The organism is Streptococcus sp. 2022WUSS037 (assembly GCF_044427225.1).
In the GTDB taxonomy this organism is placed as follows: domain Bacteria; phylum Bacillota; class Bacilli; order Lactobacillales; family Streptococcaceae; genus Streptococcus.
Window position 1 is genome coordinate 1 of the sequence record NZ_JAOTGJ010000019.1, and the last position, 25291, is coordinate 25291.

Consider the following 25291-nt stretch of genomic DNA (forward strand, 5'->3'; position numbering starts at 1 on the left):
GTAAAATGAAACATATAAGACCTCCAATTGAGTGTGGTAATTCCTGTTAGAAGTTGATTGTTTTTTTATTCTAGTGTACAGGTAAATCCACGAATTCTCAACTGGGGGTCTTTACATATTGTCTATACTATAACTAAAGTAACTAAAAATTAGCTTAATTGAGCCTCTCATTTTTAACTTCTAAAATCACGATTCCACCAAAAAAATGGTAAATTCCAACACAAAACATCTTCTAATTTCTCTATTGATTAAATCGAATAAATGAATAAGAATAAACAAGCAAGCCAGCAACTGCTCTTCCCACTCTTGAAAAAAAGACGGATGCCTGCTATAATATCATTAGGATACTACTGCTCACTACCCCACCTGGCCCCTGTCAGTAGAGTTGAATTTTTTTCATTTGATTTCGAATAAATAAGTAGAACCAAAAGCTATCTGGTTCTGCCATTAAGAAATCAAATGAAAAGGATGTGGTAGATTGAGACATAGTCGCTTAAAACCAACACAGGATACAGTCGCCAAAAAGATTTTTCAAAACAAGGAAGTCACCAAGGCCTTTGTGTCAGACATTTTAAACCTAGCTGTTACAGAAGTTGAACTCTTGGACGGTCACCAGATTAGCCTGCCCAATGATCATTCGCCCCGCGGTTTCTATACGGTGACGGACATTTTGGTCAAGCTAGACGACGGCACCCAGGTCATTATCGAAATTCAAATTGTCAAGCAAAAATTTTTCATCAACCGCCTGTGGACCTATATCTGTACCCAGGTACATGATAATTTTGAACATGCCCGTCAGGAACACGGCGACACGCATACCACCCACGAATGGCTCTATCCTGTTTATGGAATCGCCCTCGTGGAGAAGAATTACTTTGACGATGACCAACCCTTTCACATCTTCTCCCTGCGAGAAGAAAACACCAATCAAGAACTGTTTATCCAGCCCAAAAACAGTGACAAACAGCACAGTCTGGTCAAACTCGCCTTTCTGGAATTGGGCAAATACCAGCCCGAAACTATCTCAGAATACGACTTGAAAAAATGGTTTGAATTTTTCGGAAACCGAGACTTCACTATCCAACCAGACAAGATTATTTCACAGGCAGAACATGCCCTAGACTACACAACATGGACCAAGGAGGAACAAGACATGTGGGATAAAGAATTTGACAGAGAAGAACTCTACTACTCATCCCTACGTGAGGCACGAGAAGAAGCTTGGGAAGAAGCACGGGAAGAAACTGAACAAAAAGAACGCCTGGAATTTGCCCAGCGTTTATTAGCAGAAGGCTTGGATAATGATATTATTGCTCGCTGTACAACTCTTCCCCTCTCCCTAGTCGAACAACTTCGTAGTCAATTGGCGACAGGTGGGTAGTTAGGCACAACATGGACCAAGGAGGAACAAGACATGTGGGATAAAGAATTTGACAGAGAAGAACTCTACTACTCTTCCCTACGTGAGGCACGAGAAGAAGCTTGGGAGGAAGCTTGGGAGGAAGCTTGGGAAGAAGCACGTGAAGAAACTGAACAAAAGGAACGCCTCCAATTTGCCCAGCGTTTGCTTGCAGATGGTTTAGATAATGATACAATTGCTCGTTACACTACTCTTCCTCTGCCTATTATCGAACAACTTCGTAGCCAATTGGTTGCTGGATTTTAGGCGTTTAGAGTGGAACTAAAAACAGTCTAGAAATAGACTATACAACTGGGATTGGGAAGACGAACTCTGCCCAGCCTCAAACTCTTTTTAGTTGTCGACTTCTGATACGACAACTAAGGGAATATAACATTCCCTCCCTATGATAGAATCAAAGCAAAAAATTTATAATTAGATTACTAGATCTTCCCTAGTAGTCTTTTTCTGTACTAAAAATTCAGGATATTTTGTTTGCTTTTTAAAAATGGTAAAATTTACTTTTAATACTTGATATACAGGACAATGATTGCTTTTTATGAACCACGTCGACTTTGAATTTGTTATAATCGGCTCTCTAGGGCTTTTTTTGACAGTGAAAGCAGGTCGGCATAAACATTTCTTCAAATATGAATTACCATGTCGAATCTTGCTACTTCGTTTCTTATCAGAACTCTCATTATTACAGAGGCTGGGCTCAAGCCCAGCACCGTTTCTCAAAGTTAGTGTCAACATCTCAGCGCAGAGGTTGAGTGGCTTTAACAGTCTGGGAATAGGCTGTTAAAGCTCAACAAATAGAAATATAGGCTTGTTGACGAACTCTTCTATGAAGGGTCGAGTTCTTCCCACTCCCACCCAGAAGGCTAAATCTCTAGCAGTTGGAAATAAGGATACGACGTTTCCTCGCACGTCGAAGTAATCAAAGATAAACTGATAATTGACAATAAGAAAAAGGCTGGATCAACCAAGCCTTATCTATTTATCAAAAAAGAATTGAATAATCCTAAAAATAATCAAACCCAAACTAATCAGCACCGAGAGAATAATGATGATATGAAAATCAAAGCCTCTCTTTTTTTTCTTTTTTTTAGGAAGAACATACCGCTCTTCTTCCAAGCGTTGTTCAATTCGTTCTCTCAAAGGATGTTTTCTGGTCATAGTTTCTCCTATCCTATCAAACGCTGATAAGCGGCAACATCAACTAAATTAGCCTCTTCTTCCTGACAAGTCAATAGACGGTTTGCTTCTTCTCCTGACTCAGTCAGAAGATTCTGGATTTTAGTAACTAAGAGCTCTACCTGCAAGGAACTAAAACAATTTTCTTTGGCCACATAGATCTTGGCGTGAGCAGTTTCACCAAAAGCAAAAATCAACAAGCGATGTTCAAAGGCAGTTCGTACAGCTGATAAAATCTCGCCACCATGGTTGATGTCCAGATAGATACTGGTTTTCTGATACAAGTCCCTCACCATATCCATGGAAATATTTGGATAAAGAGTCACATTGGCATGATTACCAACAGCCATCAAATGACTAGACATCTCTGTAATGGCACCAATATGAAAATGAAGATTGGGCAAACCTGTAATCAAGTTATCCAATTGCTCTATTTGATCAGAATTGGTTAAAATTAAGGCTTCTGGTTTCAACTTCTTTTTCTCCTTGAAAGGATAGAGGAAACCCAAATAAACAATCTGTTCCCTCTGTTCCGAACTGGCTAATTCTAGCAAGCGTTCATAAGTGGCCTTATCCTGTACAACTACCTTGCTTGGTCGTCTGCTCTGCTGATTGAGCAATAGGAGCATATTACCTGGAATGCTATCATGAATTGGTTCCTGCCAGAAAAGAATATCTTCACCATCTTCATTGAGATAGAAAGCCGTCAAGAAGGATAAACCCAAGCTATTGTAAATAATACGGTCTAACTCAAAACCTGCCTCCTTTAGATAGAAAGCAATCCATTCATGCTTCGTTTTGAAAAAGTAGATACGGTTTTGATAATTCAAAATCAGGTCGCCCGTTTCATGATTTTCAACCAAGACTTCTTGCCCCTTGAGACCATAATAGCTAGTCTGAGTAGCCTGTCCCTGCCTGTCATAACTAGTCTGACCAAAACGAACTCCTTTATCATTGTAACGGTCTGTTACCACAATTCGCCCAGCCTCATCATACCAATCCACTGCATTGATTAAGCGCTTATGGCTTGGATGGGCGTAATGAATCTGGGCACGTTTATTGGCAAAATTATAAATAGCAGCCTGGCTATTATCACCTCGAATTTCCCAAAAAGCCGGAGTTTGTAGTTGATTGAAATACAAGGCATGACCTTCCATCTGCTCATACTGGGTAAAAAAACGATAAGGCGAGGTCACATCGTGAGGTAGAAAACCGTCATCATTAAGGACAATAGTCGGATTATGATAACCCGAGCACAGTAGGGAATAGTGCAAATCCCAACTTCCTTGATGATAGCTATCAAATAAATGAATCATTGTGCAACCTCCTCTACTAAGTCTAGCCACTTTTTCTCAATTTCATAGGTTAAAAATTTAGAAGCAACTTGGTAGGAGGCTTCCTGCATGGCCTGACGATTTTCTTGGCTAAAGAAAATGCGAATAGCCTGACAATACTGGGCAACAATTTCCTTCTCATCTTCTACTTGTGGAAAAGGCAAGAGATAGCCATTGAGCCCATCTTGAATAAAGGTCTGGTTGCCGTATGGAGCATCAAAACCAATAAGCGGCAAACCAGCACCAATAGCCTCTAGCAAGGTCAAGCCAAACCCTTCGCTCTTTGAGGCTGTAAGATAAAGCTCATAATTCTGATAGACCTCTGTCAAATCCTGATGACCTTTTAGCTGGATATAGTCCTCTGCACCATACTCCTTAATGATGGTTTCGATTTTACCTTGCTCACCACCACTGCCATATATGTCAAATGTCAATTCTGGCAGGTGTTTCTTTGCCGCAATCACAGCCTTGGTCAACCAGTCTACGTGTTTTTCCGTAGCCAAACGTGACGCTGTAATAATGGAGTAAGATTTTCTCTTTTCCGAACGACGTACACAGTCAATACTTCCTACTGGTATATCAAGCACACGAGGAACCTTGCCCACATAACGAGCGAACTGTTCTTCTAAAACTTCCTTTTGCCGTTGCGTCGAGGTGATGAAGAAATCAACGCTATCTGCATGAACAAACTGGTAGTCATAGAAATTATTCCAAAGTATCGTTTGTTCTGTCAGACTATTAGGGCTATAGTGTTCCGCGTGAATGACTACTCCCAGCCTAGCTGGTCCTTTGTTAGCAAAAACAGCCTGTCCTGTACCTGTCGCACGATCCAAGATGACAATATCTTGGGCTGTCAGTTGTAAGTGTTGCATAAAATAGGCAATCCATTCATCCTTGGAAGACAGGATGGCATCTGGCATACAATAGACAGAGTTTTCACCATCAATCACTTCTTCATAGGCAACTGACCCATCCTCATTAAAATAGCGACGGAGATAGAGATGAGCCTTGTTGTCCCGGGGAGTATAGTACTCACTGAAACTTCTCATGTAGGTAAAAAAGTCCTTCCGAATCAACATTCCCCTAGAAACGTATTCAACACGGTGGACCAGGTCTTGATCCTCCTGGCGCAGATAGGCTGTCAGGAAGAAGTCCTGTTCCTCATAGAAGAAACGCACAATCTTCCCTTCCCGTTCTTCTCTAGTAATATTCCCGGCAACATCTTTCCGAAGCTGGTCTAGTGTGTAAGTAATCGGAGCAATTTTTTGATCCGTAAAAAAAGTGTAGAGCCAAATAATTTCCTCATCCTCAAACCCAATATTTCGGGTCAAGTCAGCCAGAGTATCCTGACCAAAGAAATCTGTAAAGATAAACTTGGCATCCACTCTCTTGCGACGGAGGAGCTGAGCCCGATAAGCCTGGGCATATTCTACACCACTGCTGGCCCAGCCTATCCCAAGGTTGATATTATAGACAGTCATTTATAGCCCTTTCTTAAGCAAAATACACCTGCAGTTCTCCCTTTTCCGTATAGGACACATCACTCAGGAGAATGTTTTGAAGGATACTGCGTTTGATTTCTTCTTTCATTTTCTGATAGCCCTTATAGGCTTCTTGATGGTATTCAAATACTGGATTACGTTGGGCTACCTGTCTGGCACTTGCAATAATCCGTAGCTGTTGGAGATAGTCCACCTCTTCCACCCAGCATTCATCGATGGCTTTTAGGACAGCCAGGCGTTCAAACTGAAGATAATCGGTCGTTAGAAGTTCTTTCTTCCTCTGAATTTCTGTCTCAATGATTCCCAGCAAGAAAGCCCTTACTTGTTTGTGATTCCCTACTTCCAGATGTTCTGGAAAGGCGTGAAAATCGTAGGTGATATGATCTAAAATATAGCGTTCCAAGTTGTGAGCTTCTACAATCGGATGGCGCTTGAGGTAGAGGTCAATGTCTTCCTTGGCGAATTGCAAAATATCTAGAGCCTGACTCCGCCCCTCAATAATAGCATCTCTTTCTCTATAAACATAATCCCGTTGGAGTTTGACGCTTTCGTCAAATTGCAGGGTCATGCCCCGTGAGGCTCTTCCAGTACCATCACTAGCCTCTTGAGAGTGTTGTAAGGCTTTCCTGAACCGTTTCCCAGTCAATTCTTGTGGCTTGCTCGGATCCACCAAATCTTTATTCTTCTTATAAAAATCTTGAATCCACTTACCACCATTTTCAATCAGAAGATCATCTTCTAAGCAGGCAAAAAATTGACTAAAACCTGGGGCTCCCTGGCGACCTGAACGACCGCGCATTTGCAGGTCCATTCGTTGACTTTTCATCCGTTCTGTCCCTATAACAGCCAGACCACCCAATTCGCGCACACCTGGTCCCAGCTTTATATCCGTTCCACGACCAGCCATATTGGTAGCCACCGTGACTGTTCCTAGCTGGCCAGCTTCTGCCACCATCTGCGCTTCTTTCGCTGCATTATAGGCATTGAGCAAGCTATGGGGAATCCCTTCCAACAAAAGCATTTCTGAATAAATCTCTGACATATTGACCGATCCCGTCACCAGAAGAATGGGTTGACCTGTCGCATGAATCTTCTTCACCAAATCCAAAGAAGCAGTAATTTTTTCAGGCATGGTCGTGTAAATCTTATCTGGATAATCCTTCCGAATGACAGGCTTGTTGGTCGGAATTTGAATGACTTCCATGTTATAGGTCTCAATAAATTCTGACTCTGCCGTCTTGCCCGTTCCTGTCATACCAGCCAACTTATCAAACATCAAGAAAAGGTTCTGATAGGTCACAGAAGCAATCGAACGCATCTCCGGAGTAACCTTGACCCCTTCTTTTTGTTCAATAGCCTGATGAATCCCTCCCTGAAGCCTGGTTCCAGTCAGCACACGCCCATCTGTCTTGTCCAGCAATTTCACCTCATCATCTTGGATGACATAATTCTTCCCCAAAATATATAACTTATGGGCCTGCAAGGCCAAAATGACATGCCGTACCAATTCCGCGTGATCGATATCAAACAATTCCTTCGAACTAAAATAACGCTCAGCCTCGTCCATGCCTGCCTGGGTCAACCAAACCTCTCCGTGTTCTCGGTTATAGTAATACCCCACGCCCTCTTTCAAACCAGTAACGAAGTGATCAGCAATAGCATAGAGGTTAGACTGCACACGGGGAGAGCCTGAAACAATCAATGGGGTTTGGGCTGTATCCAGCAAGACAGCATCTGCTTCATCAATAATGGCATAATGAAAAGGACGCAGGTATTTATTATTCTTGTGGGTCGCCAGATTCTCAAAGAGATAATCAAAACCTAAACTAGCATTGGTCGTATAAACAATGTCCGCCGCATAGATGTCTTTCTTAGTGAGGGCGGCTTTGGTGGTCCGATCATCCGAATCATCGACAGCACAAGCTACTGTCAAACCTAAAAAATGATAGATGGCTCCCATCTCTTCCGCATCACGCTTTGCCAAATAGCCACTGGTCGTTATCAGCATCACACTCTCACCTGCTAGAGCATTGAGATAGAGAGGCATGGTAGCTGTCAAGGTTTTGCCCTCGCCCGTCTTCATCTCCGCAATATTGCCCTCATGAAGAACAATGGCTCCCATTACTTGAACAGGATAGGGAAACATGCCCAAGACACGCTTGGCCGCCTCGCGAACCAAGGCATAGGCCTCCACCATGAGGTCATCCAAACTTGCACCAGCTGCCAATCTCGCTTTGAACTCTTGGGTCTTGGCACGTATTTCAGCATCCGTCAGGTCTGCCATCTCCTCTTTTAAGCTATCAATTTCTGTAAAAATCCTCTTCAATCTCTTTAGACGATAATAATCCATGGAGAAAAATTGTCGGAGTTTTTTCATTCGTTCAAGAACCGTCCTTGTCTAAAAATTGCTGGATAAGAAGTCGGAGGGGATGAACCAAGGAGTCAACAAAGTCTTCACTGACATCCTTCCTCTCTTCTCTCTCCCTACTAGCACGCTTTATTAAATCCTCTACATGCAAAAGGGAAATCCCCTGTTCTTCCAAAAGTGAATGATAGGTCTCAATAGGATAAAATACCGGACTTAGAAACAAGTCTGCCGGTTTTATTTTCTCGCTATAGTAAGCAGCTGCTAGATTCCCTCTTGGCCCATAAGCAACTAACCGAACCCTTGCTTCTGGGTGTCTAGCCACACAATCCATGATAAATTGCTCCGTTTGAGGATGGACCATGGACACATCATCAGCCCTATCAGAAACAAAGACTATATCACCCAGCCTGTTCATACATTCTGCAAACAAATCCTTCTCATAGTACACATCTTCAGGATGCTCCAGAAAAACAATATGTAAGCGAGAAGAACTTGTAGGATTGAGTTTTTCTTCTAAGAAAGTCAACTCTTCCTGAGGGGAGAAGACCGATTGCAACAAAATAGAGCGAAAGGTCAAACGTTCACAACCAGCATTCAACAGGGCAATCTCGTAGGAGTAGGCTTCCTTGGGATAGGTAAAAGATGCTTTCTTATCTTTTAAAATCTCAAATCCCAGCTCTTTTCCAAAACGATCAAAAAACACCACGCGCAAGTAAATACTGCCCTGAGGATAGGCCTCTGCATCCAGAAACAACTGGTAACTGCGCCCCTTTTTCAAAAGAGGAAGAGTCGGGGTCTGCCGCTTGGCCTGGAAATTGGTCCGAGAATACCAGTGCTTTATTTCAAAACTTGGAGGCATGAGGGGATTTTCAAAAGAAATAACCTCTTTATCAAAATCAATCCGACTGCCATATGAATAGGAATCTTGTACAAAATGACTCCATTTTATCACCAACCGCACACTAGTTCCCCCTCTTAAAATCCTTGTTCAACATATCACGATACTGCTTGATAAACCAACCAGAAGTTGCCGCACTACCATCCAAGTGGCGCCCTGAATAACCTCTTCCTAAAATGGTCGCTCCCGTTTCCTTACTAGTTCGAACCAAATTTTCAAAGGCAGTCGCATCATAATCATCTTCTTTCATGTAGGCTACTGCAAATTTTGTAGAAGCGTAGACATCTTTTTCCATCAAGGTCCAGAAACGCTGATTGAGCCTTTCAGCCGCTTCTCGATCCATGGACTGATAGGTTGAATATAACAAATCCAAGGACGTTGGAAATCCACCAGGCCTATGTAAACGTTCAGCTAAAGCCATATCCCCCAAGCTCAAGAGGGGCTTACTAATCACAATCCCATGGGGTTTTAATTTGGCACCATAATAGGAAGCTCCAAAAGTCCCCATGGACATGCCCGATAGGATCAATTGACTGGAATCAAAGCCTAGAAAATCCAAAGCTTCTTCTATCTTTCCTTGAATCTTCTCTTCCAGTTCCTGACTTCCCAGATAGAAAGCCCCGCCATCCAATCTTGGATCACAGATCAGCATAAAGGGCGTTTTCAAGCCCTTCATCATCCAGAAACCTTCAAATCCTTCAGCAGTACGAAAACCTGAGAAATAAACACAAAGGGGTGGTTTAAAATCAGCTGGGTCAAAGTAGGTAAAAATCTCCTGAAGCTGATGGTCGACAAGCCGCTGTCCACCTAAGATAAACTCTCCCAAGCCATTCCTTCCCCAACGATAATGAAGGTCGCCGATTTCTACTCTTCCAACACCCTTAGCTAAGATGGAAATGAAGAGATAGCCATCAATGGCCGCATTGATGACAACCTGATCCTTCAAGCTAGCTCCATCAAATTCCCACTGCTGATAAATTTGACTGGTAGCCCCATTTGGGATGAGCCGAACAAGCATTCGGATGTCAGCCGTAGAAGAATGACTGTGCTCTAAAAATAAATTCAAAAACTGCCATTCACCATAGGGAATATTGTAACGAAATAAGGCCAACTGCTGAAAATCGTCCCCGAATTCCCCTTCAAAAGTCATGTATTTCCGCCCCTGCATGTGAATCTTGCCTGAAAAATTGGGGGAAACTTCCATATCACTAATATGAACCTTGGCACCATATTGTCCAACAAATAATCCCTTGGATAGGGTATGAACAAAAGCCTCTTTTTCTCTAGGATTATAGGCTTGAGCCATGACCTTTTTTAAAAACTGCTGGAGCCATTCCGACGTGTTCCAACCTGCTGGATAAAAAATCTCATAAACCTTAAACAGTTCACAAACCTTTTTCACAGTCCCTGGGTATATTTCATCAGCTAAAATAAGGACAGTATACTGAGGATAAGCATCCAGTTTTTTCTGTAAAAGCTCTACCTCTTCTTCCAAGGTTTCCAGTAGCAGATTCTCCTCCTGGACTTTCTCAGCTTTCTTATTTTTTTCAGTTTCCTCTAACAAGCTTGCCAACCGTTTTCTTGTTTTCTCTAATCTAGACCTATCCTTTTTCGCAGCATCAATCTGACCAAGCAGGATGTCCAAATCATCTAGAGAATAATAATGCCATTCTAACTTTTCAGAGATGGCTACTTCTTCCCGCCAATTCTTTCCACCAACTTGTAAAATAGCTATTTTATTTCCCATTAGTTTATTTTTTCTTTCACTTTTTCTACTAGGACACCACTTGTATATTCCGAAATTTTTTGAACAGAATGAATGAGCGACTTATTCCAATTGGTCAGACCTGCTAGGTAGAAATCGATACCTGCTAGTAGGCCTCCATCCCTGAAAAGAATAAAACCATTCTTCATATGTTCAACAAATTCTGTCTCCACTCGATTGATTTGAGGAATACCAGAACTAATCCCTGCAATTTGGGTATACAAATCTGGCTCTTCTGCCAAATCAATAATCAATCGAACATATTGAAAAGCTTGAATAATCTCATTTTCGCTATGTAAAAAGGACAGCTTGATGCGACTCTCCTGACTTTCTGAATCTCCAAATTCGAACATCTGTCCTTCTTCTTTTTCAAAAAACAGATAGGGTTCCGACCTGGTTTCTAGAAATTCTTCTAAATCTTGACTAAGATTTTTGACCGTTTCTTGGTTTGTCTGATAAGACACCAGATGCAGATACATATCCTCGTATTCTTCCATCCTATTAAAGAGCACTTCCAAGCAAGCCTGGTACTCGTCTGGGCTTAAACCATCCAATAAAAAGTAAACTTCTAGTTCTTTCAAACGTTGGCTCTTACCCAAGGACAAACGGGTATCAAACAAGGACAAATGATGGACTGGAGCAATCTTAAATGTTGACAAGTAATCAGCTGTCTTCTTACTATCCGTAAGAACCAAGTCAGCCATAGCCAACATGGATAGTAACCGTTCTGTCTGATTCAATGGAAAACGGTGACCAAAAAACGATAGAACAACCTTTTGGCTACCCTTGGCCTTCATGACCACATCATAGTGCTGAGGAGAGGCCGTTAAAAAGATATGGGCCTCCTCTGAACTACTTTTCAGATAATAAGCCAAACGTTCTTGAACCAATTCTTCCATGTTCTCATAGAATGCTTTATCCGAGATGGCCGTTTCCAATTGAGGATTGATTTCAATATGTTGGTCATTGTCTCCTAAAAATTCCCGAATTCTCCACCTGCCATCTAAACCCAAATAATCCTGATAGAGCGGCTGCCAATCCTGGTAGTAAAGAATACTTGATACAAAGCCCCGATCATCAAAGACCATTTTCTTGAACAAACTCCCCTTGTCAAAGAAACTAATCCAAATAACCTGCCCCGATTCACCAAATTCGATCTGGGCATAGACTTCTCCACCTAAGAGAGCAAGAGCTAGGAAAGGGCTATTGACAAATTCAATCCCCTGTGGCCAGTCAAAATCCAGATAATCAATCACTGCTCCCTGATAGTCTCCAATTCCTTGCAACTGATCGAAAAGAGACCAGGTATCCACCTCAAACAAATCGTAACGGTGCTTGTAATACCGAAGATTGGGCATATAATTCAAGATGAGCAGTCGATTCTTTTCTCCTGCCGTTTCGAACATGCGCAACTGATTGATGGTGTCATCAAAACGAGCGGTCGACCACATATTGTACCAGTTATTGGTATTATCATACCAAGTCCTCTGTTCTGGATACCAAGCTGGAATAAAGTAATGTGTCATACGTTCTCCTACTTCGATTCAAAGAGTGAACCATAGCGTTTCTTTAAGCCCATCATTTTCACTTCTTTGATAATTGTCAACAAAATACCTACAACCATCATAAAAATCCCTGGCAGTCCTGCAATCCTCTGAATATCTGGATAATCCAGACTAAGCAACAGAGGAAGACCAACCATAAACAGCAAGAAAACAGCATTGATGGTACCAATTTTAAAAATAAGGGAGATCAGGTAGGCCTTGGTTGGCTGATCTGGTCTAAGAAGAGGAATATAATCTCCTGTTCGACGCATTTCTCTTGTTTTTTCTGTTGGATTAACCGTTGTAAAGGCAAAACTGATGGTTAAAAGAGCCAATATAGCTAAAAAGAACAAAATCCCTTCCAAATTCGTCAATGTAAAATAACTAGCCAAATATTGAAAAATCATGGCCTGATTGGGAAACAAGAAAGACAAAAGCAAGAAAATATACTGCGGAAAAGCCAATAGGGTATAGGCATACATGAAAGGCATCCCACCCGAGATATTGAGTTTAATAGGCATATAAGCCTCTTTCATCAAATCGTTCTTGATAGCAATCCGTTGGATAGGTACCCGGTATTCCGCATGATCTAATACAACCGTTAAATAGATGGAAAGGGCTGTCCAGGCTAATATCAACCCTCCTACAAAAGCCAATTCTGTCTGGAATAAATCAAGGAAAATAGGAAAAATATAAAACTGCCCAACAATAATATTGATCAGAATGATAATAGCTGTCCCCCCCAGACCATAAGCAGCATTCATGCTGGCCAGCCAGCTAATCACAAAGGCACCTGCAATCGTGACCAAGGTTACAAAAAAAATCTCATCAATAATGGCTAGTTTGCCACCCTCGCCATAGTTCAATCCAATAGCCAGCCCCAAGCCCTGAATAAAGGCCAAAAGCAACATCAGAGCATTCTTACGAAACTCCATCATCCGTGGAGAAAGAGAGCTCTGCTTACTACCAATTGAGAAGAGAGAGATGAGAATCGTAGCATACATCCAAGGCCCTAAACCTAGTGAAAAGATGGATAGCATGGGCAAACTACTTTGTGGTATCTGATACCAAGGTAGTTCTTCAAGTGCTGTCTGAGGCAGATAGCCCGACAAATTCACTAAGGGAACAGGTAGATAACGACCTGCTAGCATGATAAACAAAATCAAACCTGTAACAAGGGTTTTTCCTAAAACAGGATACCTAAAAAATAATTTCTTCATCGCTAAATCTAACATTCTTTCAAGAAACTGTATTCACAAGTGAAGTACTTGTATACTCGTAATAAAAGAGATTGTTTTTCGCTAATCAAGGCAGGTTGTTAGGGAATACTGACTGTATTTTGAAAACAACGAACAATGAGTAACTGAAAAACCAGCAGTTGCTGGAAGTGCTGAACTGTAAATACAGGTTCTAAGTTTCTATATCATTTTATTTTATCATAATGTCCATCGGAAGTAAATTGGTGGGTTGCTGGCAGCATATACTGGACAATGATTTTCTTGCCTAAGAACCTGCATTCACAAGCAAAGCGCTTGTATCGAATTTTACTGTATAAATTGTCCATTTTGTGATAAAATAATCAAGTATACCTATCTAAAAGGAGATTCTCTTGAATAAGCCACTAATCAGCATTATCGTTCCTGTCCACAACGTTGAAACCTACTTAGATCAATGTATCCATAGCGTCCTGAATCAGACTTACTCCAATTGGGAATTGTTACTCATAAATGATGGTTCCACCGACTCTTCTGGGACTATATGCGATGATTATGCTAAAGGTGATGAGCGCATCTACATAAAACATATAAAAAAAAGCAAAGGTGTGTCCGAAGCCCGCAATACTGGTCTGTCCCTTGCAAAAGGGGAGTATATTACCTTCCTAGACTCTGACGATGGTATTCGTGAAGATTTTCTAGAAACCTGCCTGACAACTGCCATTCAGCATGAGGTAGACATTGTCATTGGTCACTTTTTCATCTGGGACGAGAGAAACCATACCTTCTACTACTTCGTTGAGCAGGCACAAAAGGATCAGACAGAATTTCTAACCGTTCAAGAAGCCCTCGACCGCCAAGTTGTTTGGAAAAACCTCAACACTGCCCCCTTTGTAATTCCGTGTGGCAAACTCTTCAAGGCTTCCCTATTCGATACTCTTCGTTTTCCCAAGAACAAAAGGTATGAGGATGAATATACCATTCACAAGACCTTTTTAAAAGCCAAGCAAATCGCACTGATTCATAGCGAATTTTACATGTACCGCCGTCATGGTCAGAGCTTTATGACCACCGACTTCAATCTAAAAACAAGCATGAACAATATCGAAGCCTTGGAAGAACGTATCGTAGATTTGGTTTTAGCCAAGAAGAATACGGAGCTGGTTCGCCAAAAACTCTATAATGTCCTATTACATACCAAACATGAATTGGAAGTCCATCAGTGTAGCGATAGCTTAGAATACCTACGTGTTTTAAACAAACTGGAACTATTTAACTCCTAATCAGAAAGAAACAAGCAATTTCCTATGAATACACCAACTATCCCCATCCGAGTAAAACCTATTTCTCAAAGCCTAGATTATATTTTGGAACACTCCTGCTCTGTCGCACGATTTGGCGATGGAGAGATGGACATTATTGCAGGTCACAGCATTCCTTACCAAGACTATGACCCTCAGCTAGCCAGCGAATTAAAAGAGATACTAGGACTTGAAAGTAACCAGCACTTTATGGTCTGCCTGTCAGATGTTTTTGAAAATAGAGAACGCTATACCGACAGCTGCAATCATTTTTGGGAAGGGCACTTACAGCACTACCAAGACTACTACCGCCAGATTTGTAAAGCTCCTTGGTATGGAAGTACCTTTATCTCCCGTCCCTATATGGACCTAGCCGATAAAAGTTTATCTGCTACCTATTTTCAAAGCTTAAAGCAGATTTGGACAGACAAGGACATCCTGATTGTCGAGGGCAAAACCTCTCGCTCAGGTGTGGGCAACGACCTTTTTCAAGAAGCCAAATCTATCCAGCGGATTATCTGTCCCTCAAAAAATGCCTACGCCCAAATAGACGAGATTATTTCGGCCATCAAGACCTACGGACAAGACAAACTAGTCCTTTTGATGTTGGGACCAACTGCCAAAGTCCTGGCCTATCGTCTGTCTAAAACAGGTATGCAAGCAATTGATATTGGCCATATTGATTCGGAGTATGAATGGTTTACCATGCAGGCTCAAACCAAAATCAAACTCCAGCACAAGCACACAGCTGAACATAATTTTGACCAGGATATCATCTTTACAGAGGATCAAGAGTATCTACAACAAATTGTCTTAGACTTGACAGGTGAAGTCCTGCCAGCTCTCCAGGAAAGCAAAACCTTGGATATTGCTTTCTCTGTTAATAATCGCTATGCCCAATACCTTGGCGCCACTATCTTATCTATCCTCGCCCATCATCCAAAGGAAGAGGTACGAGTCCATATTCTTTACAAGGAGATTGCTCAGAGCATTCTCCAAGACTTGGGCAACCTAGCTCAACAAACTCCCAATTTAGAGTTGCACTTCCATTTGTTGGAAGACCAGCAGTTTTCAGCCATTCCTATCCGAACTGAACAATTTCCAATTGAATCCTTCTCCCGTTTCCTACTTCCAGAACTCCTAGCTGACTTGGGTCGAATTCTCTACCTAGACGTGGACATCTTGGTACATGGAAACTTGATGGAGCTCTTCCAAACGGATTTAGAGGAATATGAGCTTGGAGCAATCGTTGAAGCAGATATTTTCAAATACTACCAATGGTATCTGGATAGTCTGGGCTTTGGTCCAAATGATGCCTACTTTAGCTCAGGTGTGCTCTTGATGGACCTTGACAAGATGCGTCAGAATGGTACTACCAATCAGTTGATTGCCATAGCCTTAGAAAAGGCTCGAGACTATAAATTTCCTGACCAAGATATTTTAAATACCTACTACAAGGGACAGTTCAAGCAATTGTCACCTGCCTATAACTACACCGATGTCCGCAAGCAAAATAGGGAACTGACAGCTGACGAGATTGTCATCGAACACTTCAACGGTGACATCAAGGCCTGGCATGCTATCACAAAAATACCCGACTATCTCAAGGCTTCTGCCCTGACCTACCAAGACTATCAGGCAGCATTCATAGCCCTACAGAATAAGCCTGTGGTCAGCATCATTATCCCTATCGGCGAAGAAAGCCCTTATCTCCAAGCCTGCCTAGAATCTATCAGCGTGCAGACCTATCGCGAGCTTGAAATCCTCTTGGTGCAGAACAAGGCCTACTCACATAGCCAAGCGCTAATGGAGGCTTACCAGAAAGATAGCCGTTTCCACTTGCTCACCTTAGATACCGAGGTTGTTTCTCTCGAGCAGGCTGGCATCAGGAAGGCAAAAGGAGACTACCTAACCTTTGTCCGTCAGACTGACTGGTTGGACTTGGAGTACGTCGAGTGCTTATTGACCTCCTTGACGGAGAAAGATTGCCAGATTGCCCAGACCTCTTTCACTGTCTTTGATGAGGAACAGCAAAACTACCTCTTCTATTCAGAAGAGTTTCCAATCGGTACCGTCATAGAGAGCAAAGAACTACTTCAATGTTTACACAGCTTGATTTGGTTTGAAAAAGAAGGACATGAGAATTTGTTTGGAAAATTATTCCATGCCCAAATTTTCTCACCTATCTTTCATCGACAGTCATTAAACAACACAAAATTAGCCTATCTTGCCTATCTAACTGCTGGCAAAGTGGTGATTAGCCGTCACAAACTCTATGTACGTCGCTTTAAAGAAAAAGCTGAAAACTTAGAAATACTAAACAATAGAGTGGATGACCTAGCCTATCTCTTTACCTTGCTAGCCAATAACCAACTGTTGACCGTTGATTTTATGGATCACTATAAAGAACAAGTCCAACTACTAGCCAAGGAAAGCTATTGTCAAAATAATCATCAACTCTATCATCAAACCTTAGCAAGACTCAATCTACTCTAGCCAGCAGATAAGGTCATTTAGTTTCTCCTTTAATACTTCGACGAGGGGAGGCTGGGATCAAGTCCAGCGCACTTCTCAGGGTTTGTGTCAACATCTCAGCGCAGTGGTTGATTGGCTTTAACAGTCTGGGGGAGTGAAACAGTTCAGTGAACTGTTTCAGCCCGAGCCTAGAAAGGAAAAAGCGAGGTTCAAGGTGGGAGATAAGATTTGCGAGGCAAATCTCAGCAGTTCGTGTTTTACACTCCAAATCTGACCATTACGATTGTTGCGAACAAAGTTCGCTTTATCTCCAACCTCCAACTATCTCCCAGATAGTTGGAGCGAGTACTAAAAGTAAACTAACAGACATTATTATCCACAAAAGAGGGCAAGACTAGGTAGATTTAGAACTAAAAAACAAAGGAGACCCAGATGCATATCGCATTTAGTGCCACTGATTCCTATGCCGACTATCTAGGAACGACCATCTATTCCATCATTCAACACCATCCTAATCAGGAACTGCATTTCTATGTATTGGCCAAATGGATGTCTGACCATAGTCGTTTTAAACTCAATCGCCTGACTTCTCAGCTGGTGACCATTTCTTTTATTGAGATTGATAGTAAGACTTTTGAGCACCTTCCTTTGAAAGAAGGTATTTCACTCGAAACCTATTTCAGGATCCTGTTGCCTAGCCAGCTAGCTGAACTGGACAGGGTCCTATATCTGGACTGCGATATCTTAGTTAATGGATCACTGAAAGAAATCTGGGAAAGCGATCTTAGTCACCATTACCTCGCAGGTGTCAATGAATTAGACATGCTCCATAGCAATGCGGAATACCGCCAAAAAATCGGGTTCACCCCTCAGAATATTTATGTAAATGCAGGGGTACTTCTCTTTAACCTAGAGCTAATGCGCCAAGACAAGATTGAGGAATTCCTCTTTGCCAAAGCGCAAGAGATGAAGAATTTCATTGAATATCAAGACCAAGATATTATCAATATCGGTTTGAAGGGGCAAATCCTAAACCTTGAAGCCAAGTACAATATGACTGCCTATCAACGCAAGGTCAAACATATCTCGCTGGAAGAAGCGGTCATTATCCACTTCAATTGGCACAAGCCTTGGAGAAAGGACCAAAATTATCTCCAATACAATCGCGAGAGTTTCGAACTCTATCGCAGAACCTTTCAAGCCTACCTCTCCACTGTCGAGCCAGCAGTTACTCTCCTAGTCAACGCTTGGCAGACCAGACCAGCCTCCCTCAGCCAATGCCTAGCCAGCGTCTTTGAGCAGGATTACAAGAACCTACAGATTCTACTCCTGCTACCAGAAGACCAACCTGAACTGGAAGAAATCCTGATTCCTTACCTGACCAAAGAGCATCCAGTAATGGTGATCAAAAAAGACTTTGCCACAAAAATGGAAGCCTATTATGCAGGACTAGCACACGTCAAAACCAGCTATTTCAGCATGATAGAGGCAGAGGACTGGCTGGATAAGACCCATATTTCATCCCTCTACCATCAGCTTGTGGAGCAAGATACCTTCATAGCCAGTGCGCCCTTTACCTTACTAGAAGAGGAGGAGGGAGTCTACAAAATGTTTGAACCTGACCTTGCTGAAGGCCGCCGACAAACCAGCTATTTGTTAGAAAATCTCTTCGGCTTAAAATGGTATGAATCCTTCCGTCATACCCATCTGGATGGCAAACTCTACCATTCCACTATCATTCAGAGAGCAAGTCAACTAGCTAGCTATCACTCAGAAGATTTACTAGCCTGTCTCTTCTACTTGGTCGGTGAATCCGTGGCCTTTGTCAATAATAGAACTTATGTCAAACGAAATGTATCAATAGTTCAGCCCACCTTTGAAACCGAAGGGGGCATTCTCCAGCGAATGAAAGAATTGAACCACTTCGCCTCCTATATGGCGCTATGTAATCTGTCTCTCATCCATTACAAAGAATTTTACAAACAAGAACTCTATAGCCTGCTTGTGACCACTCAGAAACTAGAGAAAGAAGAACTTGCTACCAAGATAGAAGCGAAGCTCAATGAGTTAAAATTCTTAGAGCAACTTCCTCATCACAAGCCATTCTATTAAGGAAACATTATGAACCTAGCATTTACTGTCAGCGATTCCTATATAGACTACATGGGAACCACCCTCTATTCCATCATGGTGCATACAAGAAAATCCCCTGTTTCCGTCTATGTCCTCACATCTGATATATCAGACTATAGTCGCTTCAAACTTCAAAAATTAGAAGACCGATTTTACAATCTAAAGATCCATATCCTTGTGGTGGATGCCAAACAATTTAAAGATTTACCTCTCAACCGCAGCCATATCACACGGCCTGAGGTTTATTTCCGCATGGCCTTTGCCAGTCTTCTTCCTGATTTAGACCATATCTTGTACCTAGATAGCGATATTCTAGCTCAAAAGGATCTCCAGCCCCTCTGGGAAACTCCATTAGACGGGGCTTATATGGCCGCAGTTAGTGAACCACCATCAGAAGGCGGTTTTGACTACCGTCGGAGTATTGGAATGACGGACCCGACCTACTACTTTAACTCAGGGGTTCTACTCATGGACCTTAAAAAAATCAGAGAAGATAAGATTGAAAGCTTGTTATTTGAATGCGGACATGCCATCAAGGATAAGATTCGTCTCCAAGACCAAGACATCATCAATGTCGCATTGGAAGGGAAGATAAAAGCCCTAGACCCTATCTATAATTACGGCTATATGGAGCGACAGGCAAATCTTCGCAAAGAAGCCGATATTGTGTTAAACCATTTTAGTTTAGAAAAACCTTGGAATCGCCAACTTGATGTTCCAGAGTACAATCGACTCGCAGTCAATCGTTACTTGGAGTGTCATCAGGCCTATCTCCAGTTTATCGAGCCTAAAATCAGCCTAGTACTTCCTATTTTTGAAGCTGCAGGCAACTTGGACAAAACCTTGAATTCCATTGCTCAACAAGTTTATCGCAATATTGATTGCATCATCTTAGATTATTCAGCAGATAGGACAACCAAAGAAATATGTTTAGTAGCAATCAGTTCTTCCTCTCATTTCCGCTACTATAGCTTTTCCCCGAATAATAAAGATACATTTCTTCAAACGGGTTTGGAAAAGATGGCAGGTAGCTATCTCAGTCTGATTTATGCAAATGATTGGGTAGACTCTTTCTATCTCGCCAAGCTCTTTCTAGCACTAGAAGAAAATCAGGCTGACATCAGCAAAGTCAGCTGTAGCCAATTTGAACAGACTACTAGTAACTTCTACTTTTTCAACCCCTTGTGGCAAGAAAAACAAGTTCTGGATGGAAAATCTTACCTACAACAGACCCAGCTGGCACCCAGCCAGCAGGTCGCCTATTACCAATCCTTGTCTGGTATGCTCCTAGCTCCCCAAGTGGTGACAAGGGCTTGGCAACGAAGAACAGACCTCCCAGGCCAGCTCCTGACTCGATTCTTGCTACATTCCCAAGCAAGTCTGGTCTATCTACCAGAAGTAGCCTATATTTCTAGCAATAGTCGACCTGACCAAACCTTAATAACCAACAATCAAGAAGCCTCAGACTATCTGACTGCACTACAAACCTATCACGTCTTAACAAAGGGAGCGGACAAAGACTTCTATCGTCACGAACTGCTGTCCCTGTCTAATAACACAGCTACCCTAACTCCAAACTTGGCAGAAGAAATTGATATGCAGCTTGCACTTTTGGGCTGATTATCAACGAATACTCTCGAGGTCGCCAATTTCCAAATTTAACGCGTAAGGATTAGATGAAAATGAGTAAAATAAATATTTCCTTTTGTATTAACGACAAGCATTGTCACTATGTATTTTTTACTATTTCCATGATAAAGAAATACACAACTAATCTGGATATATTTGTACTCCATACTGATTTATCCGACAAGTCAAAAGATAGGCTAAGAACATTGGAGACTGAATCTGTAAACATTCATTTTGTCACGATTGATAGAGATTTATTTTCCAATTTACCGCTAACACTAGATGGCATTACCATCGAAACTTATTACCGTTATTTATTGCCAGAAATTCTCGTAGATTGTGATAAAGTCATCTACTTGGATAGCGACCTCTTGATTCGATGTGATGTTAAAGAACTGTGGGATATTGACCTCAGTCAGCACTATTTGGCAGGTGTCAACGAAATTGACATAATCAACCGTTTTCCTGACCATAAATTAAAATTGGGATTTGATTTAGATGAACTCTTTATCAATGCAGGGGTCTTGGTCTGCAACTTGCAAAAAATGCGCCAAGATAAGATTACCCATCATTTATTTACGGAAACAGAGCGACTAAAAGACATCATTCTATTTCAAGACCAAGATGTCATCAATATTGCTTTGAAAGGGAAAATAGCCGAACTTCCCCTAGCTTACAACTACACAGTTGAAGCAATGGAAAAAGACTTGTTAAGTCTGGATGAAATCAAAATTATTCATTATAACTCCTCTGGAGCAAAACCTTGGAAGCATTATCAATTTCAAGAGCTAACCTTAAATAAATATTTAAAACTTTGGCAAGTCGACTTTGTTAAAAATATAAAACAGATTCAACAAACAAAAGTAAGCCTCCTACTCCCCATCTACAATGAAACAAGTCTATTGACTATCGAAACAGTCTGCAAACAAAGCTACAAAAATATCCAACTCATCCTTCTAAACTACAATACTGATATAAACATTCAGGTACCAGATGTCTGCTCCCACTACCCACTGGATGAAGAAAAGGTAGACATCCTAAATGTCGACCCAGAAAGTCCGTTAGGACGAGACTTGCTCAAGCTGGTCAAGGGGCAATACCTGATTAGCCTCAATCACATCGATGAACTGGATGATTCATTTATCGAAACAGCCTTGAACAGTGCTGAACAATACCAGTCTGATATTGTACTGCTGGAAAACTGTAACTTTAATGAAAACGATGGTAACTACTACTTCCATGCTAATCTATTCAAGGAAGAGACAGTGACGGCTGAAACTGTAAATAAGCACTTCCAGACTTTCCCTAGACATAAAACCTATCTGACAAATCCCTATTGTAAACTCTTCAAAACAAGCTATGTCAGAGACAACCATATCGATTTAGTCAATGATTTGATACCGAAGAGCTATGAAACCGACAAGATTTCTTATGTCAAAGAAACTCTCTATGTCTATCGAAAAATCAAAGAAGAGCTAATCAGTGTTATCGTCCCTGTCTACAATGTCGAGAATTACCTACACGAATGTCTGGATAGTATCCTCAACCAAACCTATCAAAATCTAGAAATTATCCTGGTCAATGATGGTTCGACCGATAGTTCAGGCAAGATTTGTGATGACTATGCCGCAAAAGATGGGCGGATAAAGGTCATTCATCAAGAAAATGGCGGACTATCTGATGCTCGAAATAAGGGACTGGATGCCATGACTGGTCAGTTTGTAACCTTTGTTGATAGTGATGACTATCTTGGAAATCATTGCATCAAAACCTTATATATATGTGTACAAACTTGTCAGACAGACATTGCCATTGGCAAGTATATAGAGTTTGAAGAAGATAACAAATTATTTGTATTTCCTAATTCTCAAAATAGTGTCAATAAAATAGAATTGTTGACTGGAGAGCAATACCTTGAAAAATGTCATAGATATTTTTCATTTATTGCTGTGACTGCTTGGGCTAAACTATATAGAGCCAACTTATTCAATGATAACACCCCATATAAATCCATCAGATATCCTGTAGATGTCTTGCATGAAGACCAGTACACGACGCATAAACTGTTTTTTAAAAGCCAAAAAAACGTTTTTGTCGATGAATATCTATATGTGTACAGAAGACGAGAAAATAGCATAACCAAAACGCAACTATCAGAAAAGCGTATTATGGACGAAATCAAGGGCTTTGAAGAGAAAATAATTGACTTTGCCTTATTAAACAAAGATATGACCTATCTAAAAGAATACTACATCTACTTACTAAACCAACACAAAACCTATCTTGAAAATCACCAGCAACAAGATTGCGAGGTGTATGAATATATAGGAAAAAGATTGATGACCTATTTCAATTGGCAAGATAAGCCTTAAAATAGTATGTTTTTTGGGTAGACTAGAAACAAATCGAAACGGTATAACAAGTACAAAAATAAGAAAAGAAAAGGAAAGGAAGACAATGAAAGTTCATATTACCAATCTCTACGGCCAATCTCCTTTGAGTGTTGCCCTCATGGCTCAAAACATGGTCGCAGATATTGCAAAAAAATTAGATATCAAAGAAATCGGCATTTATAGTTTCAATGCCGATGGCGAAAGCGTTGAAAATCTGGCTATTCGATTTGATGGCATGAACGCTGCTGTAGGAAATGGCGATGTTATCATCTTCCAAGCACCTAGCTGGAACGGCACCCACTTTGACCACGAGTACATTAAACGGCTCAAAATTTACGCTGGCATAAAAATTGTCATCTTTATCCACGATATTCCACCACTCATGTTCAGCTCCAACTTCTATCTGATGGAAAAGACCATTGAGATGTATAATATGGCTGACTTGATTATCGCTCCTTCACAGAAAATGCTAGACCTGCTCTACCAGCATGGCCTTCGTGTCACCAATACTCTTTTGCAAAATATGTGGGATCATAAAACGGATATTTGGCTTGAAAAACCAGCCTTCCAACGGGTTCTCAACTTCACAGGAAATCCGCAACGTTTCCACTTTGTTGACGACTGGCAGTTTGCAACACCGCTCAATCTCTTTGCGCCAGAATATTACCCAACCAAACCCAACAATGTGGCCTACCAAGGTTGGAAATACAGTCTCAGCCTACTCCAAGAATTAAATAAAAATGGTGGCTTTGGTCTTGTCTGGTCACAAGGAGAGGATGCAGAATACTACAATCTCAACGTTTCCTACAAATTAAGCACCTACATCGCAGCCGGCCTACCTGTCATTGCCCCACGTAGCCTTTCCAATGCCCACTATATTTCCGAATACAAGCTGGGGTTCCTTGTCGATAGTCTGGAAGAAGCCAATGCCATCGTTTCCACTATCACTGAGGAAGAATACCGTTCCCTCCTTGATTCTCTTTGGAATTTCCGAGAACTGATTACGAAGGGCTACTTTGCTCAAAAGCTACTGACTGATGCGGTTCATCAGGTTATGATTTAGGAGGAGACACAGTATGGACGATTTAATTTCAGTTATCGTTCCCATCTACAACGTGGAAAATTATCTAAGACAATGTTTAGATAGTATTATTAGTCAAACCTATCAAAACCTAGAAATTCTCCTTATTGATGATGCTTCGACAGATGATAGCGTCGCTATCTGTCAAGAATACCAATCCCGTGATAGTCGCATTCGCTTGATTAAAAAAACTGAAAACCGTGGTGTATCAGACTCTCGAAATCTTGGTTTAAAAAATATGACTGGCGACTTTGTCACCTTTGTGGATAGCGACGACTATCTCAATCACGATATGATTGACCGACTTTATCAGCTTGCAGTCACGGAACAGGCCGACATTGTTATGGGTGATTACTACCGTTTTGTCGAAGAAAATTCTACTTTTCTCATCCACAATTACGAAGATTTCTATGAAACTCTCTCCTTTGAAGATTATCTGGATAGGGTATTTACCGGCGCAACGGACAATTATATCACAGTATGGGGAAAACTGTTTAACAGTTCCTTGTTTGTTCAAGATTATCAAATTCTTTTCCCTACTCTTAATCAAGCCAACGAAGAACAGCAAGTGACACATTTGCTATTTCTAAAAAGCAAAAAAACAATCTACCTCAGCTATGCTGGTTACTGCTGGCGCAAGCGTCCCAATAGTTTGACCAGCTCAGCAACTAGTATCCAGCACATTGCCGATGACTTAGACGGTTTTGAAAAACGCTACTTTGATCTCCTCTTGCTCGGTCATGATTTATCCAAAGCCATTGCCTTTTACAAGCTCAGGATAAGTGGATACAAACAAACTTTAGAAGAATTGGGCTACTGCCATCATCCAGTCTACCATCGGATTAGAAAACACCTTTCTCTTTACACTAGAGGGAGTTGACTGTTATAGATATGGATTTTGCAACGCAAAAGTGTATCAATCTCCGCATCTTTTAAATCGGTCTCGTTTCTCTTACTATAGTTATCGAACAAGCAGATATCTTGCGATACTAGAAGAACAAGGAAAAACAAATACAGAAATATATAATAGACTATTAAAATTTGCCTATTTGATAGAA

At 41.3% G+C, this 25291-nt stretch carries 17 protein-coding genes; 9 read left to right on the forward strand and 8 right to left on the reverse strand.

All coding sequences use genetic code 11. The features are described from left to right. Positions 1–478: 478 nt before the first annotated feature. Together ODU55_RS07460 and ODU55_RS07465 are read left to right on the forward strand one after the other, a co-directional pair. Positions 479–1381, forward strand: a complete 903-nt coding sequence (locus ODU55_RS07460; RefSeq protein ID WP_044671877.1) for an Rpn family recombination-promoting nuclease/putative transposase — start codon at positions 479–481, stop codon at positions 1379–1381. Positions 1382–1414: 33 nt separating this feature from the next. Then, positions 1415–1666, forward strand: coding sequence for a hypothetical protein (locus tag ODU55_RS07465; RefSeq protein ID WP_398582429.1), 252 nt, complete (start codon positions 1415–1417; stop codon positions 1664–1666). Positions 1667–2395: 729 nt separating this feature from the next. Here ODU55_RS07465 and ODU55_RS07470 read toward each other — a convergent pair. Genes ODU55_RS07470 through secY2 form a run of 8 tightly spaced genes read right to left on the reverse strand, consistent with a single transcriptional unit; the run spans position 2396 to position 13227 of the window. Then, a complete protein-coding gene (locus ODU55_RS07470) occupies positions 2396–2578 on the reverse strand; it encodes a hypothetical protein (RefSeq protein WP_024376351.1) in 183 nt (60 codons plus the stop codon). Between the two features lie 8 nt (positions 2579–2586). Further along, positions 2587–3912 carry an accessory Sec system glycosylation chaperone GtfB gene (gtfB, locus tag ODU55_RS07475; protein ID WP_398582430.1) on the reverse strand — a complete coding sequence of 442 codons (1326 nt, stop codon included), beginning with the start codon at positions 3910–3912 and terminating at the stop codon, positions 2587–2589. Beyond that, complete coding sequence (gene gtfA / locus ODU55_RS07480) at positions 3909–5411, reverse strand: accessory Sec system glycosyltransferase GtfA (protein WP_398582431.1); 1503 nt, start codon at positions 5409–5411, stop codon at positions 3909–3911. The genes gtfB and gtfA overlap by 4 nt, the downstream gene beginning before the upstream one ends. A 13-nt stretch (positions 5412–5424) precedes the next feature. Beyond that, on the reverse strand, positions 5425–7809 hold the full coding sequence (gene secA2, locus ODU55_RS07485) for an accessory Sec system translocase SecA2 (protein ID WP_398582432.1): 2385 nt from the start codon (positions 7807–7809) through the stop codon (positions 5425–5427). A 4-nt stretch (positions 7810–7813) separates the two neighbouring features. Continuing rightward, positions 7814–8761: an accessory Sec system protein Asp3 gene (gene asp3, locus ODU55_RS07490; RefSeq protein ID WP_398582433.1), complete on the reverse strand. Its 948-nt coding sequence runs from the start codon at positions 8759–8761 to the stop codon at positions 7814–7816. Between the two features lies 1 nt (position 8762). Continuing rightward, the gene (asp2, locus tag ODU55_RS07495) at positions 8763–10445 is read right to left on the reverse strand and encodes an accessory Sec system protein Asp2 (RefSeq protein ID WP_398582434.1); all 1683 of its coding nucleotides are present in this window, start codon (positions 10443–10445) and stop codon (positions 8763–8765) included. After that, positions 10445–11989, reverse strand: a complete 1545-nt coding sequence (asp1, locus tag ODU55_RS07500) for an accessory Sec system protein Asp1 (protein ID WP_398582435.1) — start codon at positions 11987–11989, stop codon at positions 10445–10447. The genes asp2 and asp1 overlap by 1 nt, the downstream gene beginning before the upstream one ends. A gap of 8 nt (positions 11990–11997) precedes the next feature. Beyond that, on the reverse strand, positions 11998–13227 hold the full coding sequence (secY2, locus tag ODU55_RS07505; RefSeq protein ID WP_398582436.1) for an accessory Sec system protein translocase subunit SecY2: 1230 nt from the start codon (positions 13225–13227) through the stop codon (positions 11998–12000). 389 nt (positions 13228–13616) lie between these two features. Here secY2 and ODU55_RS07510 point away from each other — a divergent pair, with 389 nt between their 5' ends. From ODU55_RS07510 to ODU55_RS07540, 7 genes are all read left to right on the forward strand, one after another. Then, positions 13617–14504 carry a glycosyltransferase family 2 protein gene (locus tag ODU55_RS07510; protein WP_398582437.1) on the forward strand — a complete coding sequence of 296 codons (888 nt, stop codon included), beginning with the start codon at positions 13617–13619 and terminating at the stop codon, positions 14502–14504. A 24-nt stretch (positions 14505–14528) separates the two neighbouring features. Then, positions 14529–17018 (forward strand): SP_1767 family glycosyltransferase, encoded by a 2490-nt coding sequence (locus ODU55_RS07515; protein WP_398582438.1) that lies wholly within the window; start codon positions 14529–14531, stop codon positions 17016–17018. 411 nt (positions 17019–17429) lie between these two features. Then, positions 17430–19109 carry a glycosyltransferase gene (locus ODU55_RS07520; RefSeq protein ID WP_398582439.1) on the forward strand — a complete coding sequence of 560 codons (1680 nt, stop codon included), beginning with the start codon at positions 17430–17432 and terminating at the stop codon, positions 19107–19109. A 9-nt stretch (positions 19110–19118) separates the two neighbouring features. After that, a complete protein-coding gene (locus ODU55_RS07525; protein WP_398582440.1) occupies positions 19119–20750 on the forward strand; it encodes a glycosyltransferase in 1632 nt (543 codons plus the stop codon). 62 nt (positions 20751–20812) lie between these two features. Beyond that, positions 20813–23131: a glycosyltransferase gene (locus ODU55_RS07530; protein ID WP_398582441.1), complete on the forward strand. Its 2319-nt coding sequence runs from the start codon at positions 20813–20815 to the stop codon at positions 23129–23131. Positions 23132–23216: 85 nt separating this feature from the next. Further along, on the forward strand, positions 23217–24215 hold the full coding sequence (locus ODU55_RS07535; protein ID WP_171943864.1) for a sugar transferase: 999 nt from the start codon (positions 23217–23219) through the stop codon (positions 24213–24215). A 13-nt stretch (positions 24216–24228) separates the two neighbouring features. Continuing rightward, positions 24229–25113 carry a glycosyltransferase family 2 protein gene (locus ODU55_RS07540; protein WP_024409485.1) on the forward strand — a complete coding sequence of 295 codons (885 nt, stop codon included), beginning with the start codon at positions 24229–24231 and terminating at the stop codon, positions 25111–25113. Positions 25114–25291: the final 178 nt, after the last annotated feature.

What these genes read in the sequence shown, in the direction of transcription:
- ODU55_RS07465 (WP_398582429.1), top strand. Translation starts at nt 1,415, where the DNA reads ATGTGGGATAAAGAATTTGACAGAGAAGAACTCTACTACTCTTCCCTA.
- ODU55_RS07470 (WP_024376351.1), bottom strand. Translation starts at nt 2,578, where the DNA reads ATGACCAGAAAACATCCTTTGAGAGAACGAATTGAACAACGCTTGGAA.
- gtfB (WP_398582430.1), bottom strand. Translation starts at nt 3,912, where the DNA reads ATGATTCATTTATTTGATAGCTATCATCAAGGAAGTTGGGATTTGCAC.
- gtfA (WP_398582431.1), bottom strand. Translation starts at nt 5,411, where the DNA reads ATGACTGTCTATAATATCAACCTTGGGATAGGCTGGGCCAGCAGTGGT.
- secA2 (WP_398582432.1), bottom strand. Translation starts at nt 7,809, where the DNA reads ATGAAAAAACTCCGACAATTTTTCTCCATGGATTATTATCGTCTAAAG.
- asp2 (WP_398582434.1), bottom strand. Translation starts at nt 10,445, where the DNA reads ATGGGAAATAAAATAGCTATTTTACAAGTTGGTGGAAAGAATTGGCGG.
- asp1 (WP_398582435.1), bottom strand. Translation starts at nt 11,989, where the DNA reads ATGACACATTACTTTATTCCAGCTTGGTATCCAGAACAGAGGACTTGG.
- secY2 (WP_398582436.1), bottom strand. Translation starts at nt 13,227, where the DNA reads ATGAAGAAATTATTTTTTAGGTATCCTGTTTTAGGAAAAACCCTTGTT.
- ODU55_RS07515 (WP_398582438.1), top strand. Translation starts at nt 14,529, where the DNA reads ATGAATACACCAACTATCCCCATCCGAGTAAAACCTATTTCTCAAAGC.
- ODU55_RS07520 (WP_398582439.1), top strand. Translation starts at nt 17,430, where the DNA reads ATGCATATCGCATTTAGTGCCACTGATTCCTATGCCGACTATCTAGGA.
- ODU55_RS07525 (WP_398582440.1), top strand. Translation starts at nt 19,119, where the DNA reads ATGAACCTAGCATTTACTGTCAGCGATTCCTATATAGACTACATGGGA.
- ODU55_RS07530 (WP_398582441.1), top strand. Translation starts at nt 20,813, where the DNA reads ATGAGTAAAATAAATATTTCCTTTTGTATTAACGACAAGCATTGTCAC.
- ODU55_RS07535 (WP_171943864.1), top strand. Translation starts at nt 23,217, where the DNA reads ATGAAAGTTCATATTACCAATCTCTACGGCCAATCTCCTTTGAGTGTT.
- ODU55_RS07540 (WP_024409485.1), top strand. Translation starts at nt 24,229, where the DNA reads ATGGACGATTTAATTTCAGTTATCGTTCCCATCTACAACGTGGAAAAT.